Annotated in this window: 17 protein-coding genes; 11 read left to right on the forward strand and 6 right to left on the reverse strand. The window is 61.9% G+C overall.

Annotated elements, in window-relative coordinates; all coding sequences use genetic code 11:
- Window positions 1-167: 167 nt before the first annotated feature.
- Window positions 168-1,112 carry an ABC transporter substrate-binding protein gene (locus GJW30_RS05155; protein ID WP_096352527.1) on the reverse strand — a complete coding sequence of 315 codons (945 nt, stop codon included), beginning with the start codon at window positions 1,110-1,112 and terminating at the stop codon, window positions 168-170.
- Between the two features lie 236 nt (window positions 1,113-1,348).
- Here GJW30_RS05155 and GJW30_RS05160 point away from each other — a divergent pair, with 236 nt between their 5' ends.
- Window positions 1,349-2,122, forward strand: coding sequence for a ferredoxin--NADP reductase (locus GJW30_RS05160; RefSeq protein ID WP_096358666.1), 774 nt, complete (start codon window positions 1,349-1,351; stop codon window positions 2,120-2,122).
- Here the strand turns inward: GJW30_RS05160 and GJW30_RS05165 are convergent, their stop codons facing one another.
- Window positions 2,123-2,584, reverse strand: coding sequence for a GyrI-like domain-containing protein (locus GJW30_RS05165; RefSeq protein WP_157746693.1), 462 nt, complete (start codon window positions 2,582-2,584; stop codon window positions 2,123-2,125).
- A gap of 232 nt (window positions 2,585-2,816) precedes the next feature.
- Here GJW30_RS05165 and GJW30_RS05170 point away from each other — a divergent pair, with 232 nt between their 5' ends.
- From GJW30_RS05170 to GJW30_RS05185, 4 genes are all read left to right on the forward strand, one after another.
- The gene (locus GJW30_RS05170; RefSeq protein WP_096352533.1) at window positions 2,817-4,019 is read left to right on the forward strand and encodes an ABC transporter substrate-binding protein; all 1,203 of its coding nucleotides are present in this window, start codon (window positions 2,817-2,819) and stop codon (window positions 4,017-4,019) included.
- A 157-nt stretch (window positions 4,020-4,176) separates the two neighbouring features.
- The gene (locus tag GJW30_RS05175) at window positions 4,177-5,040 is read left to right on the forward strand and encodes a branched-chain amino acid ABC transporter permease (protein WP_096352536.1); all 864 of its coding nucleotides are present in this window, start codon (window positions 4,177-4,179) and stop codon (window positions 5,038-5,040) included.
- Complete coding sequence (locus GJW30_RS05180) at window positions 5,041-6,819, forward strand: branched-chain amino acid ABC transporter ATP-binding protein/permease (protein ID WP_245408663.1); 1,779 nt, start codon at window positions 5,041-5,043, stop codon at window positions 6,817-6,819.
- Entirely contained in the window at window positions 6,816-7,526 is a 711-nt protein-coding gene (locus GJW30_RS05185; RefSeq protein WP_096352539.1) for an ABC transporter ATP-binding protein, read from the forward strand. The genes GJW30_RS05180 and GJW30_RS05185 overlap by 4 nt, the downstream gene beginning before the upstream one ends.
- Here GJW30_RS05185 and GJW30_RS05190 read toward each other — a convergent pair.
- Window positions 7,523-8,425: a helix-turn-helix transcriptional regulator gene (locus GJW30_RS05190; protein ID WP_096352542.1), complete on the reverse strand. Its 903-nt coding sequence runs from the start codon at window positions 8,423-8,425 to the stop codon at window positions 7,523-7,525. The two genes, GJW30_RS05185 and GJW30_RS05190, sit on opposite strands and share 4 nt — an antisense overlap.
- A gap of 160 nt (window positions 8,426-8,585) precedes the next feature.
- Here GJW30_RS05190 and GJW30_RS05195 point away from each other — a divergent pair, with 160 nt between their 5' ends.
- From GJW30_RS05195 to boxA, 5 genes are read left to right on the forward strand one after another with little or no spacing between them, the layout of a single operon-like run.
- The gene (locus GJW30_RS05195; protein ID WP_096352545.1) at window positions 8,586-10,172 is read left to right on the forward strand and encodes a benzoate-CoA ligase family protein; all 1,587 of its coding nucleotides are present in this window, start codon (window positions 8,586-8,588) and stop codon (window positions 10,170-10,172) included.
- Window positions 10,172-11,047 carry an alpha/beta fold hydrolase gene (locus tag GJW30_RS05200; protein WP_096352548.1) on the forward strand — a complete coding sequence of 292 codons (876 nt, stop codon included), beginning with the start codon at window positions 10,172-10,174 and terminating at the stop codon, window positions 11,045-11,047. The genes GJW30_RS05195 and GJW30_RS05200 overlap by 1 nt, the downstream gene beginning before the upstream one ends.
- On the forward strand, window positions 11,020-12,690 hold the full coding sequence (boxC, locus tag GJW30_RS05205; protein ID WP_096352549.1) for a 2,3-epoxybenzoyl-CoA dihydrolase: 1,671 nt from the start codon (window positions 11,020-11,022) through the stop codon (window positions 12,688-12,690). Before GJW30_RS05200 ends, boxC begins: the two co-directional genes overlap by 28 nt.
- 27 nt (window positions 12,691-12,717) lie before the next feature.
- Complete coding sequence (boxB, locus tag GJW30_RS05210; protein ID WP_096352552.1) at window positions 12,718-14,163, forward strand: benzoyl-CoA 2,3-epoxidase subunit BoxB; 1,446 nt, start codon at window positions 12,718-12,720, stop codon at window positions 14,161-14,163.
- A gap of 4 nt (window positions 14,164-14,167) precedes the next feature.
- The gene (gene boxA / locus GJW30_RS05215) at window positions 14,168-15,397 is read left to right on the forward strand and encodes a benzoyl-CoA 2,3-epoxidase subunit BoxA (RefSeq protein ID WP_096352555.1); all 1,230 of its coding nucleotides are present in this window, start codon (window positions 14,168-14,170) and stop codon (window positions 15,395-15,397) included.
- On the opposite strand, the gene GJW30_RS05220 is transcribed toward boxA, so the two are convergent.
- On the reverse strand, window positions 15,394-16,581 hold the full coding sequence (locus GJW30_RS05220; RefSeq protein WP_096352557.1) for a pyridoxal-phosphate-dependent aminotransferase family protein: 1,188 nt from the start codon (window positions 16,579-16,581) through the stop codon (window positions 15,394-15,396). The two genes, boxA and GJW30_RS05220, sit on opposite strands and share 4 nt — an antisense overlap.
- 116 nt (window positions 16,582-16,697) lie before the next feature.
- On the opposite strand from GJW30_RS05220, the gene GJW30_RS05225 reads away from it, so the two are divergent.
- The gene (locus GJW30_RS05225; RefSeq protein WP_096352559.1) at window positions 16,698-17,819 is read left to right on the forward strand and encodes a DSD1 family PLP-dependent enzyme; all 1,122 of its coding nucleotides are present in this window, start codon (window positions 16,698-16,700) and stop codon (window positions 17,817-17,819) included.
- On the opposite strand, the gene GJW30_RS05230 is transcribed toward GJW30_RS05225, so the two are convergent.
- Together GJW30_RS05230 and GJW30_RS05235 are read right to left on the reverse strand one after the other, a co-directional pair.
- Window positions 17,816-18,982 carry an acyl-CoA dehydrogenase family protein gene (locus GJW30_RS05230; protein WP_096352561.1) on the reverse strand — a complete coding sequence of 389 codons (1,167 nt, stop codon included), beginning with the start codon at window positions 18,980-18,982 and terminating at the stop codon, window positions 17,816-17,818. The genes GJW30_RS05225 and GJW30_RS05230 overlap by 4 nt on opposite strands.
- A 9-nt stretch (window positions 18,983-18,991) precedes the next feature.
- Entirely contained in the window at window positions 18,992-19,966 is a 975-nt protein-coding gene (locus tag GJW30_RS05235; RefSeq protein ID WP_096352563.1) for a tripartite tricarboxylate transporter substrate-binding protein, read from the reverse strand.
- Window positions 19,967-19,986 lie beyond the last annotated feature (20 nt).

A 19,986-nucleotide genomic window follows, 5' to 3' on the forward strand; every position in this document is an offset into this window, starting at 1 on the left:
GATAGTCGACTGCCCGCCCTCGTCCTTCGAGACGGCCTTGAGTCCGCTGCGCGGACTCGGCGGCCTCCTCAGGATGAGGGCGGAGAAATGCTGAACTCAATCCTCATCCTGAGGAGCGTAGGTCGGCACAGCCGACCTACGCGTCTCGAAGGATCGAGGCCGAGGCGTTACTGAACGAAGCGCGGGTCGGCGAGCTTCGCCAAATCCGGGATCTGCTTGATGACGCCGATTTCGAGCAGCAGGTCGGCGGCTTCCTTCGAGAACGCCGCATGCTCGGCCGAGAAGAACGCCTTATTCGCGGCCTGGTCCTGCCAGCGCAGATACTGCGCCGAATTGCCGAACTGCTCGCCCGTCTGCTTCACGTCGGCGCCCATGATTTCGTAAGCCTTCTTCTGGTCGGCCTTGATCATCTCGAGCGCTTCGAAATAGCTCTTGGTGATCGCGCGCACGGCGGCTTCGTTCTCGGCAATGAATTTCGGCGTGCAGCCGAACGTGTCCATGATCATCGGATAGTCGAGCGTCGTGGCGATGATCTTGCCGGCTTCCGGCTTCGCGCGAACGGCCGAGAGATACGGCTCATACGTCATCGCGGCGTCGTTCTGACCCGCGATGAAAGCCTGCGCGGCCGGACCCGGCTCCATGTTCACGACGGTCACATCCTTCACGCTGAGGCCGTTCTTCTTCAGGAACCAGGCGAGCGTGAAATACGGGGCGGTGCCGGGGGCCGAAGCTGCGACCTGCTTGCCCTTGAGGTCCTTGATCGAGCCGGTGGTGCTGCGCACCGCCATGCCGTCGGCGCCGTAGGACTTGTCGAGCTGGAAGAGCTGCGTCGTCGCAACGCCGTTGGCGTTCCAAACCACCCAGGTTTCGACCGTCGTCGCCGCGCATTGGATGTCGCCGGAGGCAATCGCGAGGTGGCGGCTGGCCTGCGGGATTTTCTTGATCGTCACGTCGACGCCGTTCTTGGCGAAAATGCCGGCTTCTTTGGCGAGCGTCAGCGGCGCAAAGCCGGTCCACCCGGACATGCCGATTGCAACCTTGGTCTGCGCTTGCGCGGCGGTTGCAGTCAGCAGAACCGCAGCGGCGGCCGCAAGCGTTGAAATCGTTCGCATTTTTCCCCTCCAGGCGCTCTGGCCAGATTGTCTGACCGCATCGCAGCATGTGGGCTCTAGGCAAGTCAATGCTGCATGATTGGGCATTCCTAGCCGCGAAGCCGCAGCCCCACTTCGTTACCGCTTAACCGAACGCATTGGAGACATTCCAATATAGGGCAGGGATGCTTCCCTTTTCGCCGCATTTCATGTATTTGGTGCGCCGCACAATAGATGACGTTGAGGCTCTTTCCGACATGAGTGCGCTGAATCAAGAGACCGTCCTGTCTGTCCGTCACTGGACCGACAATCTCTTCTCCTTCACGGCGACGCGTGACCCGGGTTTCCGCTTCACCAGCGGACAGTTCACGATGATCGGCCTCGAGGTGAATGGTCGGCCGTTGCTGCGCGCTTACTCGATGGCGAGCGCCAACCACGAAGAGACGCTCGAATTCTTCTCGATCAAGGTCGCCGATGGTCCCCTGACCTCGCGCCTCCAGCAGATCAGCGAAGGCGACAAGATCCTGGTCAGCCGCAAGGCGACCGGCACGCTGGTCTACGACAACCTGCTTCCGGGCAAGAACCTCTATTTGCTCTCGACCGGCACCGGCCTCGCGCCGTTCGCCAGCATCATCAAGGACCCGGAGACTTACGAGCGTTATGAGCGCGTAATTCTGGTCCACGGTTGCCGTCAGGTGGCCGAACTCGCTTACGGCGAGCGTGTCGTCGAGGAGATGAAGGCGAACGAGTTCATGGGTGAGATGGTTGCCGAGCGCCTGACCTACTATCCGACCGTGACGCGGGAGCCGTTCGTCAACCGCGGCCGTCTTACCGACCTCATCACGACCGGCAAACTGTTCGACGACATCAAAGCCGAGCCGCTCAGTCTCGATGCGGATCGTTTGATGCTGTGCGGCAGCCCGGCGATGCTCGCCGACCTCCGCGTCATATTCGACGAACGCGGCATGCGTGAAGGCAATCACGGCGAAGCCGGCCACTACGTGATCGAGAAGGCGTTCGTCGAGCGCTGATCACCTGCGCAGCGGCATCCAGATTTCGATGTCGCCTTCGGCCGTCTCAGCATCGAAGCCAGGGCCGTAGCGTTCGAGAAACGCCGCGGTGTCTTCCGGCGAGAGCCCCGACCGCTCGAGCCAATCACCCGCCGCTTCGATCGTCTCGCGGATGCTCATGACGCCGCCTTCATGCGGAAACACGGCATAGCGCCGCGCGGGCAGCACGATCTCTTGCCATCCATCCGGCAAAGCCGCGCCTTCGCGCACGGCGGTCGCCGCCATGTAGTGCATCTCGCCATCGCGAGACGTGCAGACGCCATAGCGTGCGTCGCCTTCGTGTGGGGAAGCCGCAAAGCCGGCGCCGAAGGTCTCCCACAGCGATGGTATGACGGTCGGCGCATCGTCTCCGAGAACCGTAGCAATCCCCGCCATGCGGGTGGTCGGCATGTCCAAGAAACGTCGCGGAACGAGCTTTTCCATCGAATACATCCTCCAGGCGCTTGCCCAGAGGACGACCGGGCATTATCCGCCCCGACACGAGGGGCCCAAATTTCCTGAATCGCTCAGTTTTTCCAGTCCGCTTCCCCTAGACTAGAAAACATGTAATATAGTGCATGATCGAGCACGAGGCGGGTCCATGCCGCGACACTGCTGCGCTGCATGGCGCCGAAAACTTCACATAAGCTCTGACGACTTCGGTGGGAGGATTTCAATGACGAATGACATCAGGATTTCGCGTCGCCATGCGCTGGCTCTGGCTGCGGGCGCAGGCGCGCTCGGCTTTGCCGGACCGTTGGCGCGCCCCGCGATCGCACAAGCTAAGCCGATCAAGGTCGGGCTGCTGCTGCCGTATAGCGGCACTTACGCGCAGCTCGGCGAGGCCATTACGCGAGCGATGGAGATGTACGTCAAGCAGCAGGGCGGAGCGCTCGCCGGACGTCAGATCCAGTTCGTCAAACTCGACGACGAGTCCGAGCCGCCGAAAGCTACCGACCTTACGACCAAGCTCGTGCAAGGCGAGAAGGTCGACGTGCTGATGGGTTCGGTGCATTCCGGCGTCGCGATGGCGATGAGCAAGATTGCGCGCGAAGAAGGCATCCCGACGATCATCCCGAACGCGGGCGCCGACACGCTGACGCGTCAGCTGTGCGCGAAGAACGTTTTCCGCTCGTCCTTCTCGAATGGGCAGGTCGGTCTCGCGACCGGCAAGGCGATGGTCGACGCCGGCATCAAGAAGGTCGTGACTTTCACGTGGAAATACGCGGCGGGTGATGAATCCGTGAACGGCTTCAAGGATACGTTCACGAAGGGCGGCGGACAGGTTCTCAAGGACCTGACAGTGCCGTTTCCGAACGTCGAATTCCAATCGGCGCTTGCCGAGATCGCGTCGCTCAAGCCTGATGCGGTTTACACATTCTTCGCCGGCGGTGGCGCCGTGAAATTCATCAAGGATTATGCGGCGGCTGGTTTGAAATCGTCGATCCCGCTGTGGGGCGCAGGTTTCTTGACCGACGGCGTCGAGAGCGCTGTCGGCAGCGCCGGCGATGGCGTGATGACAGTGCTGCATTATGCGGATGACGTCGACACGCCGGAGAACAAGAAATTCCGCGCCGACTTCAAGGCAGCCTACAAGTCGGACGCCGACGTTTACGCGGTGCAAGGTTGGGACGCGATGCAATTGCTCGATGCCGGCCTGAAGGCCGTCGGCGGCGATGTGTCGAAGCGCGATGCGCTGAACGCCGCGATCAGCAAGGCATCGTTTAAGAGCCCGCGCGGTCCGTTCAAGCTGTCGGCGTCGAACAACCCGATCCAGAACATGTATCTGCGCGAGTTGAAGGGCGGCAAGAACGTGCTCGTGAAAACCGCCGCGACCGACTTCGCCGATCCGACCACCGGCTGCCGTCTGGCGTCGTAATTGCAAGACGCATGCCGTCATCCCGGAAGCCGCATCGCGGCTGTCCGGGATCCATATTCTTCAGCGCTCGCGAGAGGCTAGGGGTTATGGATCCCGGCCTTCGCTCCGCTCAGCCGGGATGACGGCAATTTAGCTGCTCGTACGACGCTGAGAATCGATGGAACTCGCGCTCATCCAATTGCTCAACGGCCTGCAATACGGCTTGCTGATTTTTCTTGCCGCCAGCGGACTGACGCTGGTGTTCGGTATCCTCGGCGTTATCAATCTCTCCCACGGCTCCTTCTACATGCTCGGTGCGTATCTCGCGATCACGCTGACGAGCCTGACAGGTGATATCTTCCTCGCGCTCGCGCTCGGCATCCCGATCGCGTTTCTGTTCGGTGCCGCGATCGAGTGGCTGTTCATTCGCCATCTCTACGATCGTGACCATCTCCAACAAGTGCTGCTCACATTCGGCCTCATCCTCATCTTCAACGAACTGCAGCGCATGATCTGGGGCGCGCGCCCCCAGAGCGTCCCGATCCCGAGTTATCTTGGCGGCAGCATCAAGCTCACCGACGTGCTGAGCTATCCGGTGTATCGCATCGCGGTGGCTGCGCTCTGTGTCGTGCTCGCGCTCGCGATGGTCTTTGTTATCCAGAAGACGCGCGTCGGCCGCATGATTCGCGCCGGCGAGTCGAACCGCGAGATGGTCGAAGTGCTCGGCATCGACACGCGGTTGCTGTTCCGCTTCGTCTTCGCGGCCGGCGTCGCACTCGCAGCCGCGGCCGGCATGATCGCGGCGCCGATCGAGAGTGTTTATCCAGGCATCGGCGAGCGCGTGTTGATCATCAGCTTTGTTGTCGTCGTTATCGGCGGCATCGGCAGCATTCGCGGCGCCTTCGTGGGCGCGCTGCTGATTGGTCTCGCCGATGCATTCGGCAAAGTTTATCTGAAGGAATTCGCCGGCATGATCGTCTACGCGATCATGGCCGCCGTGCTGGTCGTCCGCCCCGGCGGTTTGTTCGGGCGGGCCAACTAAGTGCTGAAGCTTCCGCGCCTCCCGATCCTTATTCTGCTCACCGCCCTCATCGTCGCGGCGTTCGTCGCGCCAATGTTCGTCGGCACTTACGGCGTGAAATTCATTACACGCGTGATCGTGCTGGCGATCTTCGTGCTGTCGCTCGATCTTCTGATCGGCATCACCGGCCTCGTCAGCTTCGGCCACGCGATGTTCTTCGGGCTCGGCGCGTACGTCGTGTGGTGCTTATCGCCGGATGCTGCTGCCGCGAATATTCTCCTCGTTTTCCCCGCCGCGATCGTACTCGTCGCACTCGCCGCAGCCGTGATCGGATCGCTCGCTGTGCTGACGCGCGGCTTTTACTTCATCATGGTGACGCTTGCCTTCGGCGAGATGATGTACTCGTTCTTCCACGAGACGCGTTATGCCGGCGGCTCCGATGGTGCTTACGTCAACATCAAGCCGTCGCTCCAAATCGGCGGCAAGATGCTGCTCGATTTCGAGCATCGCTTGAGCTTCTACTATTTTTGCCTGGCGATGCTCGTGCTGATCTATGTCGGGTTGGTGGCGCTCGTGCACGGACCGATGGGCCGCGTGTTGCAAGGCATTCGCTGGAACGAGCAACGCATCGGCGCGCTCGGCTTCAACACCTACACGCATAAGCTCGCGAGCTTCGTGATCGCGGGATCGATCGCGGGGTTTGCCGGTGCTCTCTATGCGACGATCGATGGCTTCGTGACACCTGACCTCTTCTCGTGGCGGCAATCCGGCCACGCCATCATGATGGTCGTGCTCGGCGGGGTCGGCACGCTCTATGGCGCGATCCTCGGCGCGATCCTCTACACCGGTCTCGAAGACGTGCTCAAAAGTTCGAGCATCGTCGGGCCACTGTCGCAGCATTGGTCGCTCGGCCTCGGTGTATTCCTCATCGCGGCCGTGCTGGCTGCGCCGCGCGGCGTCGCCGGTTTCCTGTCGCCGAAGCCGCGCCGCGCCGCCGAAAGCGATGCGGACGCGACGGTCGGTGTCGTCGATCTCGAACCGACAGGTGGCGGCAAGACGATTGCGGTCGAAGGCCTGACGCGGCGCTTTGGCGGTCTGGTGGCGGTCAACGACGTGACGCTCAAGCTCGAGCCGAACAAAGTGCACGGCATCATCGGGCCGAATGGCGCCGGCAAGACGACATTCATCAGCTTGCTCTCCGGCACGTTGAAGTCGACGGCGGGTCGCATTCTGCTGGCCGGCGAAGATGTGACCGGGCGTCCTGCATATGCGCTGGCGCGGCGCGGCATCGGCCGCTCGTATCAGATCACCAACGTGCTGCTGCCGTTCACGGCGCGCGAGAACTGCTTGCTCGCCGCACAGGCGCATCGACCGAGCCCTTTGCGATTCTTCGGCAGCCGACCGCGCCAGGACGAAGAAGACGCGGTGAAGCGCGCGCTAAACGCCGTCGGCCTTTCGTCGCGCGCCGATACCCAGGCCGCGCATCTTAGCCACGGCGAGCAGCGCCAGCTCGAAATCGGAATGCTGCTCGCCTCCGGTGCGAAGCTTCTTATTCTTGACGAGCCGCTCGCCGGGATGGGGCCCGAAGAGACCGAGCGCGTGACGAAGCTGCTGCGCAAGTTGTCGGCCGATCACACAGTCATTCTCATCGAACACGACATCGACGCGATCTTTGCGGCCGCCGACACACTGACGGTGCTGGTCGGCGGCAAGCTGCTGGCGCATGGATTGCCGAGCGACATTCGCAACAACGCGGAAGTCCGCGAGGCCTATCTCGGCACGCACGGGACCGCCGCATGACGCCCGCGCTAGTCGCCGAAAACCTGAACGTCTATTACGGACAAAGCCACGTGCTGCGCGACGTCAACTTCCGCGTCATGCCGGGCGAAACCGTCTCGCTCCTCGGTCGCAACGGCATGGGCAAGACGACGCTGCTGCGCACGCTGATGGGTCTGCTGCCCGCGCGGAAAGGATCGCTGCGGCTCGGCAACGAGACGATCGGCGGTTCGCGGACATCGACAATCGCGCAGCGCGGTCTCGCCTTCGTGCCGGAGTCGCGCGGCATTTTCCCGAACCTGACCGTCGAGGAAAATCTTACGTTTGCACAGCGCGCAAACCGCGCAGGCCAATCGCCGTGGACGCTGGAGCGTATCTATGGCCTGTTCCCACGCATGCAGGAGCGCCGGTCGAATTGGGGCAACCAGCTCTCGGGCGGCGAGCAAAAGATGCTCGCGATCGGCCGTGCCTTGATGACCAATCCGGATATCTTCCTGCTCGACGAAGCGACCGAAGGTCTCGCACCGAAACTCCGCGATGAGATCTGGGCGACGCTCCGCGTCATCCGCGAGAGCGGGACAGCCGTTGTCGTGGTCGACAAGAATCTCAGCGATCTCCTCGCGCTCGGCGATCGGCATGTGATTCTGGCAAAGGGCGAAGTCGTGTTCGACGGTTCGGCCGACGCACTGCGTGCCGACCCGGATTTGGTGCATCGCCACTTGGGCGTTTAGCCCGCGACTTCGCTTTCCAGCAGTCCGGCAAGCTCGCCGGCGCTCGCAGCCGACGATTTTCCGGCCGTGTCGAGCGCGTAGTCGGCCTTTGCGTATAACGGCTCACGCGAGTGCAGGATCGAAAGCAGATCGTCCATCGCATGCGCATTGTCGGCCATCGGCCGCAGATCGCCCTGCGCAACGACGCGGTTCATATGCTCGTCCGGGCTCGCGCGCACCCACACGGTGTAGCAATTGCTCAGGAGCAATTCGAACGTTCCTGGCTCGGTGACGATGGAGCCGCCCGTCGCCAGCACGAAGCTATCATGCGTTGCAAGCACCGACTGCAGCGCGTCACGCTCCATGCGGCGGAAAGTGGCTTGTCCGAAAAGTTCGAACACCTCGGCGAGCTCCATGCCGCTCAGCTTCTCGATCTCGCGGTCGAGTTCGACGAAAGGCATGCTGAGCTGCTCGGCGAGCAAGCGGCCGAGTGTCGACTTGCCGCCGCCACGCAGACCGATGAGCGCGATGCGGCCGCGCCGTGCCGCGGCCGTCGACTGACCAAAGCGCGACGAGAGATAGTCGCGTGCCTCCGCGAGATCGCTGGCGGGCAGGCGGTCCAGCAATTGTGTGAGCAGCAAGCTCTCGACCGGACGTTCCGGCCGGTCGTCAACCAGGTCCGCGATCGGCACACCGAGAGCATTCGCGATGCGCCGCAGCAGCACGATCGAGCAGTTGCCTTCGCCGGTTTCGAGCTGCGCGAGATAGCGCTCCGAGACATCCGAATGCTTCGCTAGCGCCTTGCGCGACATGCCGCGCCGCGCGCGGATCACCCGCACGCGGTCACCCAGCCGAGTCAGATAGGCGGCGAGGCCATCTGCCGGGTCGTCATCTTTCTGTCGGCCAGTCTTTGGAGCCATTCTCAAGTCCTATTGCATTATAATGCATGACGCCGTACGCTTTGGCCAGAAGGCGCGCGCAGATCGCAGCGGCTTTGGGTGCTGGTGCACGGCTTTCTTTGCGTCGTCCACCCTCCAATACCGCCATCGGTAGAGATGCGTCCACAGGGAGGCGTTTCAGATGTCTGGCGACGAGTTTTCGGAACGTCGGCCGTACAATGCGGTCACCGACTTCGTGGACCGCAATGTCGACGCGGGTCGCGGCAAGAAGGTCGCGTTCATCGACCCCGATCGCTCGATCACCTATGGGGGCCTGCAGGAGGCGACGTATCGCTTCGCGGACGGACTGCGCCGGCTCGGTTTGCGGCAGGAGAGCCGCATCCTCCTCCTGATGCTCGACACAGTCGACTACCCGGTGGCCTTCTGGGGCGCGCTGCGGACCGGTATCACGCCGATCCCGCTCAACACGCTGCTGACCGCCGAGCAATACGCCTACATCTTTGCCGACAGCCGCGCGGAAGCGATCGTCGTCTCGGCGCCGCTCGCCGCGATGGCGGAAGGTGTGCTTGCAAAGCTCGGCATTGCGCGGCCGATGATCGTCGCGGGCCTCGGCAAGGACGAGAAGCTCTCAGGCTCGCAGCGCCACCGTTTTGAAGACGTCGTTGCGCAAGGCAAAGCGGACGCAAAAACCGCGCAAACCTTGTCGGACGAAGTCGCCTTCTGGCTCTACTCGTCCGGTTCGACCGGCGAGCCGAAAGGCACGCGGCATATCCACTCGAGTTTGATCGCGACCGCGAAGCTGTTCGGACAGAACGTGCTCGGCATTCGCGAAGACGACGTCGTCTATTCGGCCGCGAAGATCTTCTTCGCTTACGGTCTCGGCAACGCGATGTCGTTCCCGTTGTCGGTCGGCGCAACGACGGTTTTGCTGCCGGATCGTCCGACGCCCGACGCGGTCTTCGCCATGATGAAGAAGCACAATCCGACGATCTTCTACGGCGTGCCGACACTCTATTCCGCGATGCTCTCGCATGCCGGGCTGACGCGCGGCGCTGGTTCCGACAAGCTGCGTTGGTGCGTCTCGGCCGGCGAAGCGCTGCCCGCGCATGTCGGCGAGCGGTGGAAAGAGATCACCGGCACCGACATTATCGACGGCATCGGCTCGACCGAGATGCTGCACATCTTCGTCTCGAACGCGCCGGGCGACATCAAATACGGCACCTCCGGCAAGCCGGTGCCGGGCTATCGCGCGCGCATCGTCGACGAGCACGGCAAGGACGCGGCTGACGGCGAGGTCGGTGAACTCGTCGTTTCGGGCCCGTCCGCGGCCGACGGTTATTGGAATCAACGTTCGAAAAGCCGCAAGACCTTCGCGGGTGAATGGACGCATACGGGCGACAAGTATGTTCGAGAGCCGTCCGGTCACTACGTCTACTGCGGTCGCACCGACGACATGTTCAAGGTTTCGGGCATCTGGGTTTCGCCGTTCGAGGTGGAAGCGGCGCTCGCCTCGCACGAAAGCGTGCTCGAAGCGGCGGTGATCGGCTGCGAGGACACCGACAAACTCGTGAAGCCGAAAGCTTATGTCGTGCTCAAGAACGGCATCGCGGCGAACGAAACCTTGTTCGAAGCGCTCAAAGAGCATGTCAAAGCGCGCGCCGGTGCGTGGAAATACCCGCGCTGGATCGAGATCAAATCCGAGCTGCCGAAAACCGCGACCGGAAAAATCCAGCGCTTCAAGTTGCGCGAAGAGAACGAGACGGCGTGATGCTGATCGACGGTCGCGACCTCGAAACCGCGTGGTGCGGACCGGCGCCAGACAAAGCACCGACGCTCGTGCTGTTGCACGAGGGTCTCGGTTGCGTGTCGATGTGGAAGGACTTTCCTCAGAAGCTGAGCGAACGCACCGGCTACGGCGTGTTCGTGTACTCGCGCTTCGGCTATGGCAAATCGGACGCCAAGCCGCTGCCATGGCCTGTGACTTACATGCACGACGAAGCCGCGCTGCTCGGCCGCATCCTCGATGCTGCGAAGATCAAGCACTGCGTACTTGTCGGTCACAGCGACGGCGCATCGATCGCGACGATCTATGCGGGCAGCAATCAGGACTTCCGCGTACGCGGCCTCGCACTGATGGCGCCGCACTTTTTCGTCGAGGAAATGAACCTCGATCAGATCGTAGCGGTGCGGAAATCTTTCGAGACAGACGGGCTACGGGGCCGTCTCACGCGACACCACGGCACGAATGTCGATAACGCTTTCTATGGTTGGAACGCAGCCTGGCTGAGCCCCGCATTCCGCGATTGGCGGATCGACGATGCGGTCGCGCATCTGCGAGTCCCGGTTCTCGTGATCCAGGGCCGCGACGATCCTTACGGAACGATGGCGCAAGTCGAGCTTGCGCAGGCGGACACCTACTGCCCGTGCGACGTCCTGATCCTCGATCACTGCGGTCACGCCCCACAGATCGAGAAGCCGGCCGAAACTCTGGCTGCGGTCGCTGAGTTCAGTCACCGCACTCTGACCGTGCACGAGGGGCTGCAGCCTGCGGCTTTGATGCACTATTTTGCATCATTCCGCTTTACAGCCAGTGCAGATTTGATGCATAATAATTCATGTCTAGGGAGGAAGCGGCCGTGTTGATCGACTTTCAAACGGATCCAAGCCGTTACAAACACTGGAAGATCGAGGTTGATGGTACGGTCGCTTCGCTGATTATGGACGTCGACCCGGCCGGCGGCCTTAGCGACGCTTATGAGTTGAAGCTGAATTCCTACGACCTTGCGGTCGACATAGAGCTCAACGATGCGGTCCAGCGGCTGCGCTTCGAGCATCCCGAGGTGAGGACCGTTGTTCTTCGCTCCGGCAAGGAAGGCGTGTTCTGCGCCGGCGCCAACATCCGCATGCTCTCGAAAGCCACCCACGGCCACAAAGTGAACTTTTGCAAGTTCACCAACGAGACGCGCCTCGCGATCGAGGACGCGACGGCAAATTCCGGCCAGCGCTATATCGCGGCCGTCACCGGCTCTTGCGCGGGCGGTGGCTACGAACTCGCGCTGGCGGCCGACCACATCATGCTGATCGACGACCGCCGTTCGACTGTCTCGCTGCCGGAGACGCCGTTACTTGCCGTGCTGCCTGGCACCGGCGGTCTCACGCGCGTCACCGACAAGCGCAAGGTGAGGCGCGACCTCGCCGACTTCTTCTGCTCGACCGAGGAAGGCGTGCGCGGCAAAAAGGCCGTTGACTGGCGGCTGATCGACGAGACGGTTCCGAACTCGAAATGGGGCGACGCGGTCTCAGCGCGCGCGAAAGAGTTCGCCGCCAAGTCGGATCGGCCCGAGGGCGCTGACGGTGTGAAGCTTGCGCCGCTCAAGCGCGAGATCACGAACGACAAAGTCGCGTATTCGCATGTGGACGTTGCGATCGAGCGCGAACGCGGCGTCGCCAACATCACGCTTCGCGGGCCCGGCGCGGTGCCGCAGTCGCTTGATGAGGCGAAAAAGTCGGGCGATCAATTCTGGCCGCTTCTGATTGCGCGCGAACTCGAAGACGCGATCCTCCATCTGCGCGCCAACGAGGCTGCCATCGCAGTCGTGCTCTTTCGCAGCGAAGGCGATAGCGAAGCAGTTCTCGCGCATGACGCATTTCTCGCCAAGCACAACGGCGATTGGTTGATGCGCGAGATCGCGCACTACCAAAAGCGCGTTCTGAAGCGAGTCGACATGACGGCGAAGAGCCTGATGACGATTATAGAACCAGGCTCTTGCTTCGCCGGCATGCTGCTCGAAATTGCTTTTGCTTCCGATCGCTCCTTTATGCTGATCGGCACTGAGGAAGGTGACAATCGCCCACCGGCGACCATCACGCTTGGACCTGCAAATTTCGGCTCGCATCCGATGGGTAACGGCATCTCGCGCCTGGAAACGCGCTTTCTCGGTGAGCCCGAAGCGCTTGACGCCGCGAGGGAGAAGATCGGAACGCCGATCGAAGCGGACGATGCGCAGGAGCTCGGCCTCGTCACCTTCACGTACGAAGACTTCGATTGGAAAGACGAGCTGCGGGTGCAGATCGAAGAGCGCGCCGGCTTCTCGCCGGACGCTCTCACCGGCATGGAGCAAAACCTTCGCTTCGCCGGACCGGAGACGATGGAAACGAAAATCTTCGGCCGCCTCACGGCCTGGCAGAACTGGATCTTCCAGCGCCCGAATGTCGTCGGCGAGCAGGGCGCGCTGAAACTCTACGGCACTGGCGTCAAAGCGACGTTCGATCGCAACCGCGTGTAACGCCGCTTCGGAATAAGGAAACGCACGATGAACATCATGAATGTCGATTACGACGGCCTCATCCCGAACAATGTCAACTTGTCCGGCGACGCGCGTGTCAAACGCGCTCTCGAAAAGTGGCACCCCGGTTACATCAACTGGTGGAACGACATGGGGCCGGACGGATTCCAGGAATCGCTCGTCTATCTGCGCACCGCAATCAGCGTCGATCCGAAGGGTTGGGCGAAATTCGATTACGTGAAGATGCCGGATTACAAGTGGGGCATCTTGCTCGCCCCGCAGGTCGAGGATCGTACGATCCCGTTCGGTACCCACAAGGGCGAGCCGGCATGGCAAGAAGTGCCGGGTGAATATCGTGCGCTGCTGCGCCGCCTCATCGTGATCCAGGGCGACACCGAGCCGGCGTCGGTCGAACAACAACGCCACCTCGGCAAGACAGCGCCATCGCTCTACGATTTGCGCAATCTCTTCCAAGTCAACGTCGAGGAAGGCCGCCATCTTTGGGCGATGGTCTATCTGCTACAGAAATATTTCGGCGCTGACGGTCGCGACGAAGCCGAGGCATTGCTGGAGCGTCGCTCCGGCGATGCCGATACGCCGCGCATGCTCGGCGCCTTCAATGAAGTCACGCCGGACTGGCTGTCCTTCTTCATGTTCACGTTCTTCACCGATCGCGACGGCAAGATGCAGCTCGAAGCGTTGGCGCAATCCGGTTTCGATCCGCTGTCGCGAACGTGCCGCTTCATGTTGACGGAAGAAGCGCATCACATGTTCGTCGGCGAGACCGGGGTCGGCCGCACCATCGAGCGCACGTGCGAAGCAATGGTCGAAGCCGGCATCACGGACCCGAACGACATCGCGGCGCAGCGCAAGCTCGGTGTGATCGATCTCCCGACGCTGCAGAAGAAAGCGAACCTCCACTTTTCGCTGACGCTCGACCTTTTCGGTAACGAGATTTCGACCAACGCGGCGAATGCTTTCCATGCCGGCATCAAGGGTCGTTTTCGCGAAGACAAGCTGGAAGACGATCATCAACTCGAAGGCGGCACGTATCCGGTGACCCGGATGGTCGACGGCAAGGTCGCGACTCAAGATGTCCCGGCGCTGTCGGCGCTCAACATGCGCCTGCGCGATGACTACGTCGTCGACTGCGCGGCGGGTGTCGGCCGCTGGAACCGCGTGTTCGACAAATACAAAATTCCGTTCAAGCTGACGCTGCCGCATGTCGCATTCCATCGCGGCATTGGCGAGTTCAAGGAAATTCACACCGACACCGAAGGCAACCTCTTGTCTGATGCAGACTGGAAGAGCCGTCGCGACGACTTCTTGCCGTCGGACACCGACCGCGATTACATCGAGAGCCTGATGCAACCGCAGTTCGAGAACGGAAAATATGCGGGCTGGATCTCGGCGCCGAAAGTCGGCATCGACAACAAGCCGGGTGACTTCGAATACGTGAAGATCGTCGAGTAGAGCCGTGAACGCACCGGTCAAACAGCATCTGATCGACCCTGCGGTTTGCATTCGCTGCAACACCTGCGAGGCGACGTGCCCGGTCGGTGCGGTCACGCATGACGCCAACAACTACGTGGTCGATCCCGAGAAGTGCAACTTCTGCATGGACTGCGTATCGCCGTGCCCGACCGGATCAATCGATCACTTCGTAATGGTCACGAAGCCGCACTCGCTCGACGATCAGTTCTCTTGGTTTGATCTGCCGCCCGAAGAGGAAGTGCCGGAGAGCACTGCGGACCCAGCGCCGACTGCGAGCGTAGAAGCGATCGACGATGAGGCCGCGGCTTTGCTGGCCGACGCGCACAAGGGCGCAGGCGGCAAGGTCAAGGCACCGGCATCTGCCTCGAAACCGCGCGTCAATCTGTTCGACCGGCGCAATCCAGCGAAGGCGAAAGTCACTGGCATGCTGCGCCTCACCGGCGCCGACGCAAGCGCCGACATTCGCCACATCATTCTGGACTTTGGAACGACGCCGTTTCCAGTGCTGGAGGGCCAGAGCATCGGTATCCTCCCGCCCGGTGAAGACGCTAATGGCCGCCCGCACATGATGCGGCTTTATTCGATCGCTAGTGCCCGCGATGGCGAGCGGCCAAACACTAACAATCTCGCGCTCACCGTGAAGCGCGTGTCCGAGCCGCGCCCGGATGGCGCGACACATCACGGTGTTGCGTCGAATTACATGTGCGATTTGAAGCAGGGCGACCCGGTGAGTGTCGTCGGTCCGTTCGGCTCGACGTTCCTGAAGCCGGACGATTCCAACTGCGACATCATCATGATCTGCACCGGTACCGGCTCGGCGCCGTTCCGCGCATTCACGGAGCGCCGCCGCCGCGCTATGCCGAGCGCGAAGGGCAAGCTGCTGATGTTTTTCGGTGCGCGCGCCCCGAAGGAGCTTCCGTATTTCGGCCCGCTCCAACGCGTGCCGAAGTCATTGCTCGATCAGGAGCTCGTCTTCTCGCGCCTGCCCGATACGCCGAAGGAATATGTGCAGGATCGTATGCGCAAGCGTTCCGGCGATATCGCCGAGCTTCTCAAACGCAGCACGACGCATATTTACGTTTGCGGTTTGCGCGGCATGGAAGCAGGCGTCGAGGAAAGCTTCCTCGCCATCTGCCGCGAGCACTCGCTCGATTGGAAATCGTTGCGCGAGACGATGCGCGGCGATGGCCGCTACCACGTCGAGACGTATTAAGCGGCTATCTCGCTCGCCAAATAATCCACCGCCGCCTGCACGCCGCCTTTGCCGTGCGGCATCTTCAACGCCGACAGCGCGAGCTCCACCACCGAGAGCGTACCGAGGATCATCGGCGCGTTGACGTGCCCCATATGCGCGATACGAAAACCCTTGCCGGACAAAGCGCCGATGCCGACACCGAGCACGACGCCGAGTTGCTCGTTGCAGAACTGCGTCAGCGCTTCCGGCGACAGACCTTCGCGCATCAGAATCGTCGTCACCGTGTCGGAGCGCTCCGCCGGCTCGATGATGTTAAATCCGAGGTCTTGACCCTCCGACCACAGCGACACCGCGCGCCGTGTCGCTTCCGCGAGCAAGCTGTGCCGGCGAAATACATTCTCGAAACCTTCGGCGAAAATCATGTCGAGCGCGGTGCGCAGCGCGAACAAGAGATGCTCCGGCGGCGTCCCGTTGTATTTGTGATAGTGGAGTTCGCCCTCGCGCGCGGTCCAATCCCAATACGGCGAGCGCATATCGGCTTTCGGGTGAATCGCGCGCGCACGCGCGTTTCCGGCGACGAAGCTCAAGCCTGGCGGCGTCATCAAACCCTTCTGCGCGCCGGACATCGCAACGTCGACGCCCCATGCGTCCATCTCGAACGGCATGCAGCCGAGCGACGCGACCGTATCGACCATCAGCAACGCGTCGTGTCCCGCTGCGCGTCGCGCATCCGAGATCGCCTTGATGTCGTTGACGACGCCGGACGCCGTATCGATCTGTGCGACCAGGATCGCTTTGATCTCGCCCTTGGTGTCGGCCTTCAGCCGCGACTCGACAGCCTCTGGTTTCACGGCGGCGCGGAAGCTGCCGGGCAGAATTTCGACATCCGCACCGAGCATTTTTGCAGCTTCGCCCCAGCCGATCGCGAAGCGGCCGCTCTCCAGCACGAGCACCTTGTCGCCGCGCGAAAGCACGTTGGTGAGCGCGCCTTCCCACGCCGCGTGGCCATTGCCGATATAGATGTAAGAGCGGCCTTTGGTGCGGAACATCTTCGACATGTCCGCCAGCAGCCCGTCCGTTAGCGCGATCATCGGCCCCGAATAGATGTCGACCGCCGGGCGCTGCATCGAGGCAAGCACTTGATCCGGAATGACTGTTGGGCCTGGTATCGAGAGAAATTCGCGGCCGGAGCGGAGAGACATTGGCAGTTCCTTGAGAGGCGTGCTTGAGAGCGGTTTGTCTCATAGCCGATCGGGCGCGGATGTGCCATTTTGCCGGCAACAGACCTGCCAAGCTTCCCAGCCACACGGATCCCAAAATGACTGCCCCTCGGCCGGCATCGGTCGGAATGTCGATCGATGAAGTCGACACGCCATGCCTTCTCGTCGATCTCGACGCGTTCGAGCGCAATGTCGCGACGGTAGCCCGGTTCGTCGCAGAAACCGGCGTTCGTCTGCGCGCGCACGCGAAAACGCATAAGTCGGCGGACATCGCCGCGTATCAAATCGAGAAGGGAGGGGCGGTCGGCGTTTGCTGTCAAAAGGTGAGCGAGGCCGAAGCGCTGGTCGATGGAGGCATTCGCGACGTGCTGGTCTCGAACCAAGTCGTTGCGCCACTGAAGATCGATCGCCTCGCCGCGCTGGCGAAACGCGCGCGCATCATCGTCTGCGTCGACGATGCTGCGAATGTCGCGGACCTCTCTGCAGCCGCGGCGAAACACGGCGCCACGATCGAATGTCTTGTCGAGATTGATGTCGGGCAGGATCGCTGCGGCGTCGAGCCGGGCGCCGACGCCGTCGCGCTCGCGCAGAAAATTGCGGCATCGCCGGATCTGAAATTCGCAGGGCTACAGGCCTATCACGGCAGAGCACAGCACATTCGCGACTACGCGCTTCGCAAAGCGCACATCGATTTCGCTATCGCGGCGACCAAGCAGACGCTCAGCCAACTCTATCACGCAGGAATCGAATGCGGCATCGTCGCTGGCGCAGGCACTGGCACGTTCCGCTTCGAGGGCGCGAGCGGAATCTACAACGAGCTACAATGCGGCTCGTACGTCTTCATGGATGCGGACTATCAGCGTGTGAAGGGTGCGAACGGCGAAGGCATTTCGGATTTCGACAACGCTCTGTTTGTGCTGACATCCGTGATGAGCAAGACGAGGCCCGGCAAAGCCGTTTGTGATGCGGGCCTCAAGGCGCAGAGCGTCGACAGCGGCATGCCGGTCGTGTTCGGCCGCGATGATCTTCGCTATGTCAAATGTTCTGACGAGCACGGCGTCATCGAGGATCCCGGCAATACGCTGAAGCTCAACGACAAGCTTAAGCTTGTGCCGGGCCACTGCGATCCGACCGTCAATCTCTACGATTGGTATGTCGCCGTGCGGGGCGGCCGCGTCGAAGCCGTATGGCCAGTCACGGCGCGCGGCAGGGTCGCCTAATACGACTTCGGCAAGCCGAGCACCTTCTCGGCGATAAAGCAGAGCACGAGCTGCGGGCTGATCGGCGCGATGCGCGGGATCAAGCTTTCGCGCAAGTAACGCTCGACGTGATACTCCTTCGCGTATCCGAAGCCGCCATGCGTCATCACGGCTTGTAGGCACGCCTGATATCCGGCCTCGGCGCCGAGGAACTTTGCGGCGTTAGCTTCCGCACCGCACGGCAGATTGCGGTCGAAGAGATCGGCGGCCTTGAACACCATGAGGTTTGCGGCTTCGAGATGCATCCAGTTTTCGGCGAGCGGATGCTGGATTGCCTGGTTCTGCCCGATCGGCCGGTCGAAAACTTCGCGCTCCTTCGCGTACTGCGTTGCGCGGCGCAGCGCGGCTTTGCCGAGTCCGATGGCTTCGGACGCGATGAGAATGCGCTCCGGATTCATCCCGTGCAGAATGTAGCGGAAGCCTTTGCCCTCTTCGCCGATCCGATCCTCGAACGGAACGCGAAGTCCATCGATGAAGACCTGATTTGAGTCGACCGCCTTGCGGCCATGTTTGTCGATCTCGCGCACCTCGATGTGCTTACGATCGAGGTCCGTGTAGAAAAGGCTGAGGCCATCAGTCGGCGACGTGATGTCCTCGATCGGCGTCGTGCGCGCCAGAATCAGCATCTTCTCGGCGACTTGCGCGGTCGAGATCCACACCTTCTGTCCATTGATCAGATAGTGATCGTTCTTACGCTCCGCGCGCGTCTTCAATCGCGTCGTGTTGAGACCGGTGTTCGGCTCGGTCACGGCGAAGCAGGCCTTCTCTTTGCCGGCGATCAGCGGCGGCAGCATGCGCTTCTTCTGTTCGTCGGTGCCGAAGAGCACGACCGGCGAGAGCCCGAAGATGTTCATATGCACGGCCGATGCGCCGGACATGCCGGCACCCGATTCGCTGATCGTCTGCATCATCAGGGCGGCTTCTGTGATGCCGAGGCCTGAACCGCCGTATTCTTCTGGAATGCAGATGCCGAGCCAGCCCGCATTGGCGAGCGCTTGGTGCAGCTCGTGCGGAAAGCCGCCGTCCTTGTCCTTCTTCAGCCAATAATCGTCGCTGAATTTCTCGCAGATGCGCGCGACGGCGGCACAAAGTTCTTGCTGATCGGCAGATAGTTCAAAATTCATCAGTTTCTCTTACTTCGCTTCGCTCGCTTTGACGCCGGAGCTTTCCACCAGCTTGGCAACGCGTGGCAGATCGCTCTCGAAGAGTTTCGCATGCGCATCCGGCGACATCTGATCGTCCGGGAACGGCACGGTGCCGAGCTGTTTGAGCTTTTCGCGCACGCCGGGGTCGGACACGGCTTTGCGCAGCGCAGCGTTGAGCGCATCGACGGTCGCCTTCGGCGTACCCTTCGCGACATAGAGTCCATGCCACATCGTGTAGCCGACTTCCGGCATGCCGACTTCCGCGGTTGTCGGAACGTCGGGCAGTTGTTCGAGGCGCGTCTTCGACGTCACCGCGATGCCGTTGAGCGCGCCGGCCTGCACCTGCGGCAGCGCGTTGGTCGCTTGATCGCAGAGGAGATCGATCTGGCTCGCGAGGAGGTCGGCAATCGCCGGACCTGAGCCGCGATACGGCGCGACGGTCGGGCGGAAGCCGAGCACGTTGCCGATCATCACGGCGCAGAGGTGGCTGTTGGTGCCGACGCCGCCGTGTGCGAAATTTGCCTTTGCGCCTTGTTCCTTGATCCAGGCGACCATCTCTTTCTGGTCCTTGCCCGGAAGCGTTTTGCGGCCGACCAAGAGCATCGGCGCATTGTTGACGAGGCCGACGGGCTCGAATGCGGTCTTGGTGTCGTAGCGCAGATTGGTGAACAGGCTCGGCGCCGCCAGCAGCGCGACGTGGTTGATCAGGACCATCGAGCCGTCTGGCGTCGAGCGCGCAACACGCTCGTTTGCGATCGTGCTGCCGCCGCCGACAACATTTTCGACGATGACGTTTTTGCCGAGTTCGCGTTGCATGCGCTCGGCGATGAGGCGGGCGACCGTGTCGGTGCCGCCGCCGGCCGCGTAAGGATTTACGATCGTGATCGTCGATTGCGCCTGGACGGGCGCTGCCAGCGCCATCAGCAAAGCCGTTGCGGTTAGCGGCTTGAGAAATCGAAACATGGGCGGTCCCTCGTCGCGTT

The organism is Variibacter gotjawalensis (genome assembly GCF_002355335.1).
Classification (GTDB): Bacteria; Pseudomonadota; Alphaproteobacteria; order Rhizobiales; family Xanthobacteraceae; genus Variibacter; species Variibacter gotjawalensis.